This is a genomic window from Pseudoalteromonas sp. ECSMB14103 (assembly GCF_000813065.1).
GTDB classification, from domain to species: domain Bacteria; phylum Pseudomonadota; class Gammaproteobacteria; order Enterobacterales; family Alteromonadaceae; genus Pseudoalteromonas; species Pseudoalteromonas marina.
In genome coordinates this window covers 14,728-31,400 of record NZ_JWGY01000006.1, presented here as the reverse complement: position 1 = coordinate 31,400, position 16,673 = coordinate 14,728, and the positions used below count along the sequence as shown (strand labels likewise).

General features: G+C 39.2%; 18 protein-coding genes. 6 read left to right on the top strand and 12 right to left on the bottom strand.

All coding sequences use genetic code 11. The annotated features are described in order from the left end of the window. The first annotated feature begins 74 nt into the window (after positions 1-74). The 3 genes from RF53_RS11115 to RF53_RS11105 all read left to right on the top strand — a co-directional run bounded on the left by RF53_RS11115 (position 75) and on the right by RF53_RS11105 (position 2,458). A complete protein-coding gene (locus RF53_RS11115; protein WP_006791572.1) occupies positions 75-506 on the top strand; it encodes a DUF2721 domain-containing protein in 432 nt (143 codons plus the stop codon). A gap of 350 nt (positions 507-856) precedes the next feature. Further along, the gene (locus RF53_RS11110) at positions 857-1,741 is read left to right on the top strand and encodes a LysR family transcriptional regulator (protein WP_039037700.1); all 885 of its coding nucleotides are present in this window, start codon (positions 857-859) and stop codon (positions 1,739-1,741) included. Between the two features lie 96 nt (positions 1,742-1,837). After that, the gene (locus RF53_RS11105) at positions 1,838-2,458 is read left to right on the top strand and encodes a 2OG-Fe(II) oxygenase (RefSeq protein ID WP_039037699.1); all 621 of its coding nucleotides are present in this window, start codon (positions 1,838-1,840) and stop codon (positions 2,456-2,458) included. Between the two features lie 5 nt (positions 2,459-2,463). On the opposite strand, the gene ubiA is transcribed toward RF53_RS11105, so the two are convergent. Further along, on the bottom strand, positions 2,464-3,342 hold the full coding sequence (ubiA, locus tag RF53_RS11100) for a 4-hydroxybenzoate octaprenyltransferase (protein WP_039037698.1): 879 nt from the start codon (positions 3,340-3,342) through the stop codon (positions 2,464-2,466). Next, entirely contained in the window at positions 3,339-3,878 is a 540-nt protein-coding gene (locus tag RF53_RS11095) for a chorismate--pyruvate lyase family protein (RefSeq protein ID WP_006791576.1), read from the bottom strand. The genes ubiA and RF53_RS11095 overlap by 4 nt, the downstream gene beginning before the upstream one ends. A 167-nt stretch (positions 3,879-4,045) precedes the next feature. On the opposite strand from RF53_RS11095, the gene RF53_RS11090 reads away from it, so the two are divergent. Next, entirely contained in the window at positions 4,046-4,444 is a 399-nt protein-coding gene (locus tag RF53_RS11090; protein WP_006791577.1) for a flagellar basal body-associated protein FliL, read from the top strand. A gap of 2 nt (positions 4,445-4,446) precedes the next feature. Here RF53_RS11090 and glpG read toward each other — a convergent pair whose 3' ends face one another. The 6 genes from glpG to RF53_RS11060 all read right to left on the bottom strand — a co-directional run bounded on the left by glpG (position 4,447) and on the right by RF53_RS11060 (position 9,699). After that, the gene (gene glpG, locus RF53_RS11085; protein ID WP_039037697.1) at positions 4,447-5,274 is read right to left on the bottom strand and encodes a rhomboid family intramembrane serine protease GlpG; all 828 of its coding nucleotides are present in this window, start codon (positions 5,272-5,274) and stop codon (positions 4,447-4,449) included. Further along, entirely contained in the window at positions 5,271-5,588 is a 318-nt protein-coding gene (glpE, locus tag RF53_RS11080; protein WP_004588558.1) for a thiosulfate sulfurtransferase GlpE, read from the bottom strand. The genes glpG and glpE overlap by 4 nt, the downstream gene beginning before the upstream one ends. A 67-nt stretch (positions 5,589-5,655) precedes the next feature. Then, on the bottom strand, positions 5,656-6,681 hold the full coding sequence (tdh, locus tag RF53_RS11075; RefSeq protein ID WP_006791580.1) for an L-threonine 3-dehydrogenase: 1,026 nt from the start codon (positions 6,679-6,681) through the stop codon (positions 5,656-5,658). Positions 6,682-6,724: 43 nt separating this feature from the next. Beyond that, on the bottom strand, positions 6,725-7,921 hold the full coding sequence (locus RF53_RS11070) for a glycine C-acetyltransferase (protein ID WP_006791581.1): 1,197 nt from the start codon (positions 7,919-7,921) through the stop codon (positions 6,725-6,727). A gap of 168 nt (positions 7,922-8,089) precedes the next feature. After that, positions 8,090-8,650: a D-glycero-beta-D-manno-heptose 1,7-bisphosphate 7-phosphatase gene (gmhB, locus tag RF53_RS11065; protein ID WP_039037696.1), complete on the bottom strand. Its 561-nt coding sequence runs from the start codon at positions 8,648-8,650 to the stop codon at positions 8,090-8,092. Then, the gene (locus RF53_RS11060; protein ID WP_039037695.1) at positions 8,647-9,699 is read right to left on the bottom strand and encodes a glycosyltransferase family 9 protein; all 1,053 of its coding nucleotides are present in this window, start codon (positions 9,697-9,699) and stop codon (positions 8,647-8,649) included. The genes gmhB and RF53_RS11060 overlap by 4 nt, the downstream gene beginning before the upstream one ends. Before the next feature lie 132 nt (positions 9,700-9,831). Here RF53_RS11060 and RF53_RS11055 point away from each other — a divergent pair, with 132 nt between their 5' ends. Continuing rightward, positions 9,832-10,554 carry a 3-deoxy-D-manno-octulosonic acid kinase gene (locus RF53_RS11055; RefSeq protein ID WP_039037694.1) on the top strand — a complete coding sequence of 241 codons (723 nt, stop codon included), beginning with the start codon at positions 9,832-9,834 and terminating at the stop codon, positions 10,552-10,554. Here RF53_RS11055 and RF53_RS11050 read toward each other — a convergent pair. Continuing rightward, positions 10,543-11,628 carry a glycosyltransferase gene (locus tag RF53_RS11050; protein WP_039037693.1) on the bottom strand — a complete coding sequence of 362 codons (1,086 nt, stop codon included), beginning with the start codon at positions 11,626-11,628 and terminating at the stop codon, positions 10,543-10,545. The genes RF53_RS11055 and RF53_RS11050 overlap by 12 nt on opposite strands. Next, complete coding sequence (locus tag RF53_RS11045; RefSeq protein WP_039037692.1) at positions 11,625-12,698, bottom strand: hypothetical protein; 1,074 nt, start codon at positions 12,696-12,698, stop codon at positions 11,625-11,627. Before RF53_RS11045 ends, RF53_RS11050 begins: the two co-directional genes overlap by 4 nt. 169 nt (positions 12,699-12,867) lie before the next feature. Between RF53_RS11045 and RF53_RS11040 the strand changes: the two genes are divergently transcribed. After that, a complete protein-coding gene (locus RF53_RS11040; RefSeq protein ID WP_039037691.1) occupies positions 12,868-14,415 on the top strand; it encodes a capsule assembly Wzi family protein in 1,548 nt (515 codons plus the stop codon). Between the two features lie 85 nt (positions 14,416-14,500). Here the strand turns inward: RF53_RS11040 and hldE are convergent, their stop codons facing one another. Beyond that, on the bottom strand, positions 14,501-15,940 hold the full coding sequence (hldE, locus tag RF53_RS11035; RefSeq protein WP_039037690.1) for a bifunctional D-glycero-beta-D-manno-heptose-7-phosphate kinase/D-glycero-beta-D-manno-heptose 1-phosphate adenylyltransferase HldE: 1,440 nt from the start codon (positions 15,938-15,940) through the stop codon (positions 14,501-14,503). After that, positions 15,940-16,530, bottom strand: a complete 591-nt coding sequence (locus tag RF53_RS11030; protein WP_006791589.1) for a D-sedoheptulose-7-phosphate isomerase — start codon at positions 16,528-16,530, stop codon at positions 15,940-15,942. The genes hldE and RF53_RS11030 overlap by 1 nt, the downstream gene beginning before the upstream one ends. Positions 16,531-16,673: the final 143 nt, after the last annotated feature.

Here is a 16,673-nt window from a genome sequence, read left to right as displayed (position 1 = left end):
CCTCGATTATTTTGTGTGTACAATACCTTGAGGTATTGAGAAATTTATTAAACAATATTCAAAAAGGCGCAAGCATGACACTTACAACTCCGGGTCTACTTTTTCCAGCTATATCTTTGTTACTTCTTGCTTATACAAACCGATTTTTAGTACTTGCGCAATTAATAAGAGAGTTAAATGCCAGAGAAGGCGAGTCAATTCGCCCTGTGGTGGTTGCGCAAATTACCAATTTAAGAAAGCGCATAAAGCTCATAAGAACCATGCAAGTTTACGGTGTAGGCTCTTTTTTATTATGTACCTTGTCTATGTTTGCTCTTTTTATTGAGTTTAATACCACAGGAATTATTTTATTTGGCGTAAGCCTAACCTGTTTAAGTTTATCTTTACTAACGTCTTTATTTGAAATTCATATTTCATGTGATGCAATAGAAATTGAACTTCAAAATATTGAAAACAAACCATTAAGTAACAGAGCAAACAAAAACTTTGATAATAAAACAAGCTAAAAGACTAAAATTCGTGCAAATATTTTAATTATTGCTTAATCAATGCCCTACTTTGTGGCATACTTTTTCATTAATTAGCATAATAAATTTACCTAATATTTTTATTTATAGATTTATACCTGCTTTTTAGTATTAACTTTGCCAGATAAGGATGTTAGGTAAATAAAAAATTATTAGTCTTTAGTCTAAAGGTTAATACTTTTTAACATCTTTACACTTTTATTATTGTGCAAACAAATATATTGTGTAGTTTATCTTTTTTAAATTTACATATATTTATTAATAACTTAGACAGACAGAAAATTGATGTATTAGTACATCACAACTTACTTATAAAAAGGGACTATAAAGTGAGATTTGACCAATTAGAACAATTTGTAGCACTGGGTGTGTTACGCCACTTCAGACAAGCCGCAGAAAAAACAAAAATTAGTACTTCTGCACTTACCCGCAGTATTCAGACCCTAGAAGATGAAATGGGCTATGAGTTAGTTACGCGCTCAACCCGCTCAGTAAAACTGACTCCTGAAGGCGAACTATTTTTAGATTACGCCAAAAATACACTTACCGAATTAGAAAACACCAAAAAACGCCTGTTTCAGTCTGTTCATGGCAATGCCGATGAAAAACTCATTATTGGTTACACTAATAAAGCGAGTAACATTGTGCCTATTTCATGCGGTCAATTTTTAGCGCAATACCCACATGTAAAAATCGAAATGCAATTGCAAGAACAGCATGAGTTAACACGCAAGCTTCAGGAAGGTGAAATAGACATTAGCGTTTATTCTCAAGCTGTAAATAGTATTGGTAGTGATATTCATTTGCCTGATCAGCTTATTTTATTTGTATCTAAGCATCACCCGCTTGCCCAAAAAAATGACATAAGCAAACACCAACTAGACTCCTATTCAGCCTTTGGTTGTTTCTCTCAATCAAAACAAGTTCAAAGCATGCTGAACGAGGCCATTGATTCTTTAAATAAATCATCAACTATCAAAATGGGCAGTATTGAACAGGTTATCTCTGGCATTATTAAATCCGATAGTTTTGCAATCGCCAGCATTGAGCATGCAAACACTGTGGCAGAACACACCGATCTTGTTCAGTTAAAAACAAATAAAGATTTAAGCCATGAGCAACTAATTGTTCAAACAAACCAACAAACCACAGTTACGGAGCACTTAGCACATTTGCTTTCACTTATTAAAAAAGCAGCCACAACCCTGAATTAATTCAGCGTTCTTTTTTGAGACAGGTGCGACATAAAACAATAGCTTTTTACTCTTTTTCGGCTAAACTGGCGCACCTTCAAAAAAAGAACCTCCTAAATGATCAACTTTTCAACCGATGGCCCGTTTTATAACGATATTGAAAGCCGCGGTTATACAGTTATTCCTGATGCCTTAAACAAAGAATTAATAGCTGATTTAATGGCTGATTGTTATCGCATAAATCCGCATTTTAGCCATGCCGGTATTGGTCGCTTAAATCATTTACAAATTGACGATAATATTCGAAAAGATAAAACTTATTGGTTTGATGGTTCGTCCCAAGCACAATTAACCTACCTAGCTATTATGGAAAGTATTCGCACAACGCTCAATCGCACTTTTTTTATGGGGCTGTTTGATTACGAATGCCACTACGCAAAATACACTCACGGTGATTTTTATAAAAAACATGTCGATGCATTTAAAGGACGATCTAATAGAGTATTTACTAGCGTTTTATACTTAAACACGCCCAATGAGGGCGGTGAGCTTGTTATTTATAAGCCTAAAAGCAAAGTGGTTGAAGTTACCATTTCGCCAGAAGCGGGGACATTAGTTTTATTTGAAAGCGAACGCTTTGTTCACGAAGTATTAACAGCAGTAGATAATCGGTATTCAATTGCTGGCTGGTTTAGAAAAAACGCATCCATTAGCGGAATAGTTGATCCACCTCGTTAATATAGCTAAATGTTAATGGGGTACGAGAGCAATAGACCAATAAAAATAGCCATACCAACATAATGATTATTTAAAAAAGCTTTAAAGCATGCGTCTCTATCACGTTTTAAAATTAATACTTGTTGGTAAACGAGTAATGCTGTGGCTATAAGTAATCCAGCCCAAAAAGCCATATTTAACTGGTTAATTACCCCAATATAAGCAACAAGTGCGATAAATAGAGCATTTAATATAAAAATGATATGACGGTCAAAGCGACCAAATAAAATAGCGGTAGATTTAACACCAATTTTCACATCATCATCTCTATCGACCATGGCATACATGGTATCGTACGCAACCGTCCAGCATACATTTGCAGCAAACAGCAACCAAGCCTGAAGAGGTAGTGCATCAATAGATGCCATATAAGCCATAGGAATTGCCCAACCAAATGCTGCACCCAGCACGACTTGTGGCAACTGGGTATATCGCTTCATAAACGGATAGCAAAACGCGAGCGCAAGTGCACCAACAGACAATACAATAGTGTTAACGCTCAGCATTAAAACCAAAATAAATGCTAAAGTGATCAGTAATAAAAATAGACTTAGCGCTTCGCCGCTTGCGACAGTACCAGATGCAAGAGGACGTTGGGCTGTGCGTTTTACAGAACCATCTATTTTTCTATCTGCAAAATCATTTATTACGCAGCCCGCACTGCGCATTACTACAACCCCCAAAGTAAACACTATAAAATTAATTAAGCTCGGCATCCCACTATTTGCAAGCCATAAAGCCCAATAGGTTGGCCATAAAAGCAATAAAGTACCTATGGGCTTATCAACACGCATAAGCTGTAAATAATAAGAAAAATGTTTTGCTTTTAAACCTGCTAATTTCATGAGTAAAGGTACGCCCCAGGTAAAAATACTTCCGCCACCAAAAATTGGTAATCATTTAACGAAAACACGCTACGCCTGCCTAATAGTGTTTGAGTTGGTAAATTTAGCTGGGTAACCAAATTCTGTAATGAATGTTTGCTATCAAAACGCGCAATTTCAATATTTTGACGAACAAGCTCAGGTTGTTGAAAAATAACATCGCCTAAAGGGCGCTCCCCCATATTATGAAGCGAGTTGTGCGTTTGGTTATTTGGCAGCCAACTTTGAGCGTAAACCATGGGGTTATTATCGCACAACAAAAGCACCTCTCGGTTTAACGCCGATGACGTTTTACAGCCTAGTAATTGCTGTTGTTCATGACTTAAATTAAACGCCTGTTCGCTGAGTACTTTTACACTAAAAGAGGTTGCTTTACTTTTTAGCTTAGCGGTTAAAGAATGCGGCTCAAAAAGCCATTCTTGCTCTGTAGGTGTTAAGTCATCGGTTTGTATATCCGATAGCCAGTTAGCTGATAAAGATAAAGGAAAAGTTGTCACAATAACTCAATAAAATATAATCCAAGCAAATGATAACATTGCCTAAGCATTTGAAAAAGTGCCTATTCACCAACCTAAGTAACTAATATAAATAATTGCTTGGCGCTGTTTATTACCTATTATTAAGTATAAACTATTTACAACAGGTTTTCGGAAACGCTTTAAATATGAAAAAAATAGTATACGTAGGTCTTCTTACATTAATTATGAGTTTAGTGAGCCTAAGTGCCCGTGCAGAGTCAACGGTTGGTTATTTTGGTTTTGAACCTGACATAATTACTAATTATATTGGCGCATCAAGTAAAAAAATGGGTTACGTGCGCGTTACCGTTGACCTAATGCTTAGTAACAATTCAGACATAGCCATTGTTGAACATCATACCCCTTTATTAAGAGATGCTATTGTAGAGATTTTTTCGAAAGAGCCAGAAGAAAAAATAAAGTCATTGACTGGTCGAGAAGAAATTCGCGCAAAATGTATAGAAAAGTTAAAAAGCCTGTTAAAAGAAGAAACAGGCCAAGAAATTATACGTGAAGTACTATTTACTAAGTATTTATATCACTAAATTCAACTATTTGTATGCTTTGTAGTGAACAGTTGAGCGGTGTAGGCAAACGCCATTCCGCTCACTAGCCCCCCTAAATGTGCCCAATTTGCCATCCCAACAAACAACACATCAGCAAAACCAAGCACTAACCAAACAAGCATAAAACCTATAATTGAGGTACTCACCAATGCGGGTTTTTGTGGATTTAAAAAGCTATGGATCCAGCAATACCCCAGTAAGCCGTATACCACGCCACTTAGCCCACCAAAATTAGGCCCAACAATTAAATATTGCGCCCAACTACTAATTAAAGCAGTAATAAAAAACAGGCCAATTAAGCTCAATTTTCCGCATTGTTTTTCAATATTGTCACCAAGCGATATCCACCAAATTAAGTTAAACACAATATGTATAGCACTAAAGTGAACCAAGGCTGGCGTAAACCACGTCAATGGGTATGAGGGGTTAAACTGTAATGCAGAATAAATGCTCTCGAAACCACCCAGTAAAAATGCAACATAAATAACAATACTGAGTACACTTACCGATTGATTAAGCCAACTCAGCGCTTTGAACCGCGCTTTAAGGTTAAGCGATTGCCCTTGGTATTTTAAAGGTGATTGCGTACTACCTACTCTCCAAGAAGCTTGCTGGTAACGAGAATGGCCTGGGTTTTGAGTAAACTCAGCCCAAAGCGGCTGTACCTGATGAAAATGCTCTTCAGATACGCTAATAATAACGTGGCTACCATCAGTTGAATGTAAGTGCCCGTCTAAACCTTGGCTTTTTAAATAATCTATAAAGCCTTGTGCGGCACGCGGGTTATTTAAACTGCCAAGCTCTATCATCGTTCAACTTTCTCGCTGTAGGCCGCTTCCCAGGCTGTAAAGCCACCATCCATGCTATATACATCCTCAAAACCTTGCTCAACTAAGTAACTAGCAGCACCTTGCGAACTCATGCCGTGGTAACAAACAATAATAATGGGCTGATCAAACTCTTTTTCCATCATAAACTGGGCAATGTTTGCGTTCGATAGTGCCTCTGACCCCGGAATATGGCCTGCTTGATATGAGTTTGGATCGCGTATATCTGCAATTACTACGTCTTCTTTGTCTAATAACTCATGCGTTTGCGCAATAGATATATGTTTAAATGCCATTGAACTCTCTTTAATAAATAAAATAAAAAAGGCGGCCATAGCCGCCCTTCTTGCAATTTTTTTGGAATTAATCCCAGTTTAAAATTACTTTTCCTGACTGACCTGAAATCATCATATCAAAGCCAGCTTGGAAGTCATCTACAGAATATTGATGTGTAATGATTGGGCTTAAATTAAGACCTGACTGTATTAAACTTGCCATTTTGTACCAGGTTTCAAACATTTCGCGACCATAAATACCTTTAATCACTAAACCTTTAAAAATAACTTGGTTCCAATCTACTGCCATGTCTGATGGTGGAATACCGAGCATGGCAATTTTGCCACCATGGTTCATATTATTAAGCATTGAATTAAATGCACTTGGCACACCCGACATTTCAAGACCAATATCAAAGCCTTCTGTCATGCCTAGGTCGGTCATAACATCTTCAAGCTTTTCATTTGCAACATTCACCGCGCGAGTTGCGCCCATTTTGCGGGCAAGCTCTAATCGGTACTCGTTAACATCAGTAATTACTACATGACGCGCGCCTACATGTTTTGCAACAGCTGCAGCCATAATACCTATAGGACCGGCACCAGTAATTAGTACATCTTCTCCTACTAGATCAAACGAAAGGGCTGTGTGTACAGCATTGCCAAATGGGTCAAAAATAGAGGCTAATTCGTCAGATATGTTGTCTGGAATTTTAAATGCATTAAATGCAGGGATCACCAAGTACTCAGCAAACGCGCCTTCGCGATTAACACCAACTCCTGTGGTGTTACGGCATAAATGCACACGCCCAGCACGACAATTTCGACAATGCCCACAGGTAATATGACCTTCGCCAGATACCCGGTCACCCACTGAAAAGCCGCGAACTTCTTGACCCATATCAACCACTTCACCAACGTATTCATGGCCAACAACCATTGGTGTAGGAATTGTTTTACTCGCCCACTCGTCCCATTTATAAATATGAACGTCGGTGCCACAAATCGCTGTTTTACGTATTTTAATTAACAGATCGTTATGGCCCACTTCAGGCTTAGGTGCATCTGTCATCCAGATACCCGGTTCTGCTTTTAATTTAGATAATGCTTTCATAATTTACGCTCACAAAAACCAAGTCATTTCTTAGTTTTAAAAATTAAATAACGCCCATTTCTTTACCAATGCGGGTAAAGGCTGCAATCGCTGTATCTAGCTGCTCTATACTGTGCGCTGCTGATATTTGCGTACGAATACGTGCTTGGCCTTTTGGTACAACAGGGAATGAAAAACCAGTCACATAAATACCTTCTGCAAGTAATTTATCAGCCATAAGTGAGGCTACTTTAGCGTCACCTAGCATTACAGGAATGATGGCATGATCTTTACCTGCACAGGTAAAGCCTGCTGCTTCCATTTGCTCACGGAAGTACTTCGCATTTGACCAAAGCTTAGCGCGAAGTTCGCCGCCATTTTCAAGCATCTCTAGTACTTTAATTGATGCAGTTACAATTGAAGGCGCTAATGAATTTGAGAATAAGTATGGGCGAGAACGCTGACGTAACCACTCAACAATTTCTTTTTTACCTGAGGTGTAACCACCTGATGCGCCGCCCAGCGCTTTACCCAATGTACCAGTAATTATATCTACACGGTCAAGTACGTTACAGTATTCAGGTGTACCCTTACCGTTTTCGCCAACAAAACCTACAGCGTGAGAGTCATCAACCATAACAAGCGCATCGTACTTATCTGCTAAATCGCACACGGCTTCTAAATTACAAATTACCCCGTCCATAGAAAACACGCCGTCAGTGGCAATTAACTTTGTTTTAGCGCCAGCTTCGTCTGCGGCAATTAATTGCTTTTCTAGGTCAGCCATGTCGTTATTTGCATAGCGAAAACGCTTAGCTTTACATAAACGAACGCCATCGATAATCGAAGCATGGTTAAGTGAATCAGAAATAATTGCATCTTCAGCACCTAAAATAGTTTCAAACAAGCCTGTATTAGCATCAAAACAAGAAGAGTATAAAATGGTGTCTTCGGTTTCTAAAAATGCACTAATTTTTTGCTCAAGTGTTTTGTGAATGTCTTGCGTACCACAGATGAAACGCACAGAGGCCACACCAAAACCGTGGTCGTCTAAACCGCCTTGCGCTGCTTTAATTAACTCAGGGCTATTTGCTAGGCCAAGGTAGTTGTTAGCACAAAAGTTAATAACTTTATCGCCAGATGCTACTTCAATTTGAGCTTGTTGCTGCGAGGTAATTATACGCTCGCTTTTATAAAGGCCTTGGGCTTTAACGTCTTCAATTTGCTCTTGTAATTGGCTAAAAAAAGCAGATGCTCTCATCTGTAGTCTCCATTTAATTGAACGGGTAAACAACAACGTTTATGCCACTGTTTATGATGGTGTGTATTGTAAAAGTTTAACGAGAAAAATGCACGGTTTGCAGTTCGTCGCAAACGCGCTCAATGTAAGGAATATGTGCCAGTTTACACGCTTAAATAAAGCGTGTTTTTATAACGGTAAACGTTTAGTTAAATCATCTATTGAATCAATCACTAAATCGGCATTTTGCTTTGCGCTTCCGTCAAAGCTTTGCCCTGAACGCACTAATACTCGGGTTGCAATACCAGCTTTTTGAGCAGCTTGCATGTCACTGAGCTTATCACCAACCATAATACTCTGCTCAGGATCGATATTATGCTCCTTTATGCTTTGCAGCAACATGCCTGGGGCTGGCTTTCTGCAATCACATTGCTTTAAATATTCGGGCAACGCCTTTTTAGGGTGATGCGGACAAAAATAGACATCGGCAATTTTAATGTCGTGGTTACTAAATTGCGTTTTCATCCACTGAGTAAGCGCTTTAAATTCAGCCTCAGTATAATAACCTCGCCCAATGCCTGATTGGTTTGTGACTACTATAATTTTATAGCCCGCGTCGAAAAATGTTTTACAGGTACTAAAAATGCCCTTAATAAATTCAAACTTTTCACTTTGATATACATAGCCGTGATCTACATTAACCACGCCGTCACGGTCTAAAAAAAGCGCTTTATGTAGTTTAATACTCATTCAAGCCCCTCTTTTTTCACAACATAGTCAAACATTGTTTTTACGCTATCTGTCGTTATTTGGCTCATTAAATCATCCCCTTTAACTCGGGTACCCCAGGGGACTTGCTGCGCAGTTTTACCCGTTTGCTCAAGTAAATTTTGATGATAAACCTCTACCACATAATCTTGATATAAATAAGGGCCAGTGCGTGCAGGGTTTGAATGCGCATATAAACCAACAACTGGTGTGCCAACCGTTACTGCCATGTGAGCAGGGCCAGTATCGGGGGCAAGTACTAAATCAGCTCTTTTTAAAACACATAGCAGCTCTTTAAGCTTTGTTTTACCAACTAAATTTAAAATTGGGCTATTGCTATGTTTTATAATGTTATTCGCTAAATTTACTTCAAGCTCAGTAGGCCCACCGGTTAAAGCGACATTAAAACCTTGCTCATGCGCGTAGTCAGCAAGTACAGCATAACGTTCAGGCAACCAGTTTCGCTGAGCTTTACTAGCCGCTGGCGAAATTACAAATAGCTTGTTGGCTAAATACTCTTGCCCTAGTAACTCATCTGCTTTGTTTTGATCTTGTGCGCTATAAGGCATTTGCCATGTAGGCGTGTAGTCATCTACGCCAATTGCACCCGCAAACCCTTTGAACCCCTCGAGCACGTGCGCTTCTTTTTGTGGGGCTATACGTTTATTTATAAACAAACTGTGTAGTTCTTTTGAGCGTGCCCAATCAAACCCTATTTTTACTTTTGCAGGTATACAGCGTGCTACAAAACCTGCTCTTAATGCCACCTGCATATTAAGAAGCACGTCAAACTGCTTACCACTAAAGGTATTTTTTAATTTTTTAAGCGCAGCTCTACCTTCTTTTTTATCAAATATTACCAGCTCTACGCCTGGTAAATCAGCAAGTAACATAGCCTCTATTTTACCCATTACCCAGGTTATTTTTGCATTAGGATGCGCTTTTTGAATTGCTTGAACAGCACTAACAGCATGACATACATCACCAATAGCAGAGAGTCTTAAAATACAAATAGAGAAGTAGTTAGGCACTTGAGTTACGCATTCCGTTAGGCTTTAAATAGTATGCTGGGATCTTAAATTATACTCGCGTTAATGCAAGCACTTATCCTTCGCCATAAAACACGTTAATATATACCTATTATTGAATTATTTTAACGAGCTATGTTTAAAACACTAACGCACGGCAAGCACACTATTTTAAGCCATCCAGATTATTTTAACCTTGTTGATATAAACTGGTTTGATGCAACTTATTGGCAAAAGCAAAACAAAATAGTGGGCGCTAAAAAAGGCCGCGCTACAGCATGGTTTTTTAAACACGATGATTTAACTGCTGTACTTAGGCATTATTGGCGTGGCGGTTTTGTTGGTAAGGTATTAAGCGATCAATACCTCTACCTTGGCCTTAACAACACCCGCGTATGTAAAGAGTTCAGCTTAATGATAAAGCTTATTGAACTCGGTCTAAATGTACCCAAGCCAATTGCAGCCAGAGTAAGCAATATTGGTTTGATTTACCGCGGCGATATAATTACACAAGCGGTTAGCGGCGCTAAAAGCCTGCTCGACGTTCTAATTGAGCGCCCTTTAAATAGTAGTGAGCTTGAAAGCATAGCCAACACTATTGCGCTATTTCATAACAAAGGGGTGTATCACGCCGATTTAAATATCAATAATATTTTATTTAATGAAGACGGCGACGTATATATTATCGACTTTGATCGCGGGGAGTTAAAAGTTCCTAACCCGCAATGGCAACAAAGTAATATAGCGCGCTTAAAGCGTTCATTTTCAAAAGAACAAGGCCGTAATAGCGTCTTTAATTGGCAAAGCAATGATTGGGAAACGTTCAATGCCCTTTATAGCCAAAAACTATCTGCGTAGAGCCAAATACTGCTGAGCTACTAGCTTAGCATCCACTTTTTGCAAAATATCGGCGCTTTCCACACTCGGCTTATTTGCTAAAACGTGTTTTATTTTAGCCGCTAGCTCTTCGCTATTTTCTATAGGTACTAAGTAATTAGCCAGCTCGCCTGTTAATATTTCGCTAGGCCCAAACGTACAATTAGTACTTACTACCGGCGTGCCAACAGCTAATGCTTCAATTAATACTGTTGGCAACCCTTCAAAGTCAGAGCTCAACACCAATGCTTCAGCCTGCTTAATCCAATTATAAGGATTTTGTTCAAAACCAGGGACAATCAGCTGCTCTGCAATGCCATACTCTTTTGCAAGCTTAAATGCTTTGCTAGGCTTATTACATAAAAGAACCAATTTGTATTTTTTATCAAGCTTGGCAAATGCCGCAAATAAAATATCGTGACGTTTTTGCTTAGCTAAGCGCCCTACATGAATCAAATAAGGCGACTGCGGAATAGCTATATTAACGTCAACAGATTGGCGTTTTATTTCGGCTAAATTAAAGGGGTTATAAATAGTGGTTATTGCACTTGGGGTAATTAAATCGCCTTGAGTGATTTCTTGCTCTACACCTTTAGATACACAAACAAGTGACTTACCATTTAAGTTTTGCTTTGAGTTTTTAAGATAACGATAAGCGAACGGACCCAGCTTTTTCTGTCTAGCAAGCTCTGAATTTACTGAGTTATGCACAACAAAATGTACATTTTCAACCGTGCTTTTAGCGAGTAAATTATTGCTTCTATCAAGGTTTGAAAGTACTAAATCTATAGTACCTATATCTCTTTGTTTATTGTTAAACCAGGCTTCTAACTTCGCAACGCTTTTATTTATGTTCCAAAAGCGATCGACTTTTGAAGCCCTATCAGGAAATAAACTATCGACATTAATGCATTCAGGGATGTCATATTCAATGGAGCTTGCAAGTGACAATAAAGTAACGTGATGCTCAAGTTCAACAAGTTGCTCAGCTAAAGTAAGCATAACTTTTTCTGCGCCACCGCCAACAAGGGAGTCAATAACAATCACAATGTTCATGCACGGCTTCCTACAAGCATATTTTTTACCGCACTTGTAATTACACTATAACTTTGAGGACTCTCTAATTTACGATATTTAGCCAAGAGAGGTTTATAGTGCCTGTCATCTATTGCGTATTCAATTTTAGACACTATATCATCAGGATTAAGGCTTGCTTTGATGGCTACGCCTGCATTAACGCAATTTTCTAAGCGGGTATGTTGGTCTTTTGAAATAGCACAAGCTATAACAGGAGTTTGCAATGCAATAGCCTGCAACAAAGTATCACCAGCACTCAATAAAGCTAACTTTGCTTGACTCAATAAAGCTAAAAAATCAGTTCCCTCTAAACTTGTTAAACAAATAATCTCGCTTGTTTTTGGTAATATTTTTGTATAATTAGAACCAAACACAACCACTGTTTTTAAACCCGTTTTTTTACCCGCTTTGAGCGCGGTATCGAAATAGGTATCTGCACAATTTAAATTATTAAATGTATGCCCACCAGAACCTGCATTTACTAGTAAGTAATTATTCTCTTCAAGCCCGTACTTGTTCAACACTTGCTTTTTTTGCTCCTCTGAAGCGTGTGCAACAAAAGGCCCAACATTGCGTGGATGAGCAAGGGGAAACATGTCTAGCTTTGTAGTTTCCACCCAACTTAAAGGCGCAATACAATAGTCTGGCTGTACAACCCAATGTACATCAATTAAATTTGCACGATTGAGCTTTAACCCTTTTGCGCGCTTTTTTTCATGTTGAGAAATAAAAACAACTTTAGCACCCACCTCTTTTGCCGCTTTCATATGTGCTGCGCGCCCAGCACAATCAAAAACAACAACGTCGGGTTTGTATGCAGTGATAAAGTCACACACTAATGCAACTTCTTTGGTTGCTGAGCTCTCAAGTAAAGTGGTATCAAAGGGGCAAACATCGGCGTAAGTTGTGTGCTTGTTTAAAATAAAATGAATATCAAGCATCCCAGCAAACTCAGCGAGCAACCCATTAGCCAACAACAACGAGCGCATATATTCACCAATTCCTTCTGGTGACGATACTGGAATAAATAAAAGTCGTTTGTTGCTCATTGCATTCTCAATTTCCTATTTGATCTTTAGTATATCAATCAGGCCTTTGTTGCGATAGATAGGTTACATTTTTATACATTTAATTGACCCTATAAATTTGAATATTTACTGCAATAACATACTTAGATTGGTAAACTTGCCAGCAATCTTAATCACAAGGACCTGAACTTTGCGACACAGAATTTTTATTCTTTCAACATTATTTAGTGCTATCAGTTTATCTGTTAATGCTGAACCATGGGTTAAACCAGATGACTACGGACTAAAAGCTGACATACAACAGCTAGCCGACGCCGGTATTATTTTAGCGCCGGTAACAACATACCCATTAATGTGGAAGAGCTTTATTAATGATGTTAACAGTATGCCCATCGAGCAATTATCTCCAAGCTTGCAAGACGCATTACTGCGTGTAAAGCATCGTTATAAATCTGAAAACGCAAGTTCACATAGTGTGCAATTATCAGCTTATGCAGCCACAGATCCAATACATACAACGAGCTTTGGCGCGACCAACACTCAAAAATCAGCGTTTTCGGCAGCGTATGCCTACCTAGGTGATAATTTTGCCGCCAAAGTTGCACTAAGCTCTAGAAAAGACGGTAAAAAATGCTTCATTAGCGGAAAAACTAGCGATGACATTATAAAAGATGAGCAGGCATTAACTGATTGTGACGATACCTCATTTGATGGTAGTTACGTAGCCTATAGACTAGGTAATTGGATATTTAGGGGCGGTGCTGTTGAGCAATTCTGGGGACCTGGTATCGACAATAGCTTGATAATGTCTGGCAATGCAAAGCCGCTTCCCGCTTTAAGTATTACGCGAGAACAAAGCACTGCCTTTGAAACACCTTGGTTAAACTGGATAGGCCAATGGAGTTTTACAGCACAAATGGCAAAGCTCGAATCAACCAGAGTGATTCCTGATGCATTACTGTGGAGTAGTCGCTTAAATATACGCCCACTACAACAATTAGAAATTGCAGTAAGTTGGTCGGCGCAGTGGGCAGGTGAAGGTCAGCCAAGTTCTGCTGGTGATTTTATTGATGTCATTACAGGGCAAACAACTTGCATTAATGGTAATGAAAATTGCGACAGTCAGCTAGAGTCTAAAATTGGAAATCAACTTGCAGGCCTCGATATTCGCTGGTCTGACACATTGTTTAGCCACCCATACGCCATTTATGCCAGCACCATAGGTGAGGATGCCAGCTCACAATTTAAACCTGCTGACCGAGCTTATTTATTTGGTGTCCAAACGACCCAACGTATTTACGATCAAAATGTATTAGTGAATGTAGAATACATAGATACGGGTGTTTCGTGCGCAGCAGAATCAACCAATGAAAACTGTTATTACGAACACTCAGATTATAAATCAGGTTACCGTTACCATGGCCGCACCATAGGCTCAACGTTTGATAATGATGCGCAATCAGTGGTTTTAACAATACTTGGACAACTTTCAAACGGCGATGATTGGCAAGTAAAGCTACGCAGCGTGGATTACAACAGCGATAATCGCGACCGTTACCCGAACAATCCTGACATTGGTAACTCAATAACCAAGACGGGCTACAGTTCTAAACAGCTTGAGCTTCGCTATAGAAAAATCACTATGGGTGGGCGTTTAACATTAGGTGCTTTTGCATCTCAAAATGACGATGCAGAAAATGACACATCTGCCTTTGCTAAATACGAATATAACTTTTAGCCAGTATTCTAAATACACTATATTTAGGCTTTAAAAAAAGGGATGAAAGCAACACTTTCATCCCTTTTTTATTCGCAAAATATACTTATTGCTTTATTTTGCTAATCACTTTTGACGTTGAACAGCCATCTAAAAATGTCAGCACTTCTACTTTGCCGCCATGGCGCAGTACATGATCGGCACCGGCTATTTGCTCTACGGTATAATCGCCACCTTTCACTAAAATATCAGGGCTTATTTGCTCGATTAATTTAGCGGGTGTATCGTTTTCCTCAGCGCTGCCAAACGGAATAACCCAATCTACAGAGGCAAGTGCACTTAATACCATTGCGCGCTCATCAAGCGGGTTTATCGGGCGCTCGGGGCCTTTTAAGCGAGTGATTGAATCATCATTATTTAGTCCAACAACGAGCCTATCTCCACGCGCTTTAGCTTGTGCTAAGTAGCGCACGTGACCTGCGTGTAAAATATCAAAACAACCATTGGTAAATACAATGGTTTCGCCGTTTTGCTTTGCAAACTCAATATGCTGCAGTACATCATCAAACGGAGTTTGGTAGTGCTCGCCATTAGTGTGTAAGTATTGGCCTAGCTTTTGGCTTAGCTCTTCTGGTGACACTGTGGCTGCCCCAAGTTTACTTACTACAATACCGGCGGCTAAATTAGCAATTTCTACTGCATCTTTAGGCTCCATACCTGCACCAAGCATTACAGCTAAAGTTGCAATTACGGTATCGCCTGCGCCAGTTACATCGCTCACTTCTAATTGCTGAGCTGCAAAGTCGTGTTTTTCATCGGCATTAATTAACGACATACCTTGCTCTGAGCGTGTAAGTAGCATGGCTTTAATACCATTTTTACTAATAAGCTCACGGGCACTTTGCGCTAAAATGTCCTCAGAGCCGGTTTTACCACCTGCTAAATTAAACTCATGCAAGTTAGGCGTAATGTAGTCTGCGCCCTCGTATAAGTGTAAGTCTGGCGATTTAGGATCTATAAGTACAGTTTTACCCGCCGCTTTAGCAACGCTAACCATTTCTTTAATTAAGCTGAGCGAGCCTTTACTGTAATCAGAAAACACCACAAAGTCGTATTCATCAAGCACCAGCTCTAAGCGATTTAATAACAGTTGGCTATGCTGCTCGCTAAAGGTTTCTTCTAAATCAAGGCGTACAAGTTGTTGATGGCGGCTAATAACACGCATTTTAGAAATAGTCGGTAAATCACATACACTCACAAGTTGTGAACTTATTTTTTCACCTTTTAAAATTGTTTCTAAAATTTGCCCGCTTTCATCTTCCCCAATTAAGCCAAGTAGCCCTACTTTGGCATCAAGCCTAGCAATGTTTTTAGCAACATTGGCGGCGCCACCGGCTTTGTCTTCAAACTTGCTTACCTTAACAACAGGTACTGGCGCTTCAGGCGAAATGCGCCCAGTGTCACCGTACCAGTAGCGATCAAGCATTACATCGCCCACCACTAAAATACGCGCTTTAGATAAGTTTTTTAATAGCGATAAATCCATTACTGCTGCTCCGCAACAACCATATCTATGGCTTCACATAACCAGTGGCCAATAAACATATGCGCTTCTTGAATACGTGCTGTTTCATCGTTTTTGATAATAATTGGCAGCTTGGCAATGTCTTTTACTTTTCCGCCATCACGCCCTGTTAATGCAACTGTAAATGCGCCAATTTTATTAGCCGCTTCAAGTGCTAAATTAATATTTGCACTGGTACCTGAGGTTGTTAAACCAATCACTAAATCTTCTGGTTTACATAAAGCCTGAACTTGGCGTTCAAACACAGTATCAAAGTGGTAGTCGTTACTGTGCGCAGTAAGAATTGACGTATCGGTTGTGAGTGCCATAGACGCAAGCGGTCCTCGCTCTAATTTATAACGTACTACAAATTCGGCCGCCAAATGCTGAGCATCCGCTGCACTTCCGCCGTTACCAAACCAAATAACCTTACCACCAGCTTGTAATGCACTATGGCATACTTCTAATAACTGCATAGACTCTTGATGATAAGCCTCCATCGTTTCAAATAAGGCTTGATGACGGTTTAAACTTTCAACGTAGCTTGTTGCCACAGAATCGATAATTGACATGAAAAATTCCTCTAGGAACTGAAATGGCAGGAAAAAATTAAATCCATTATTCCACAGTTTTATTTAGTTGTGTGTATTTTATAGGAATATAGCTGAACTGGAACATAATTTAGTGCTTCACATGTTCAGAAATTATCACTTTC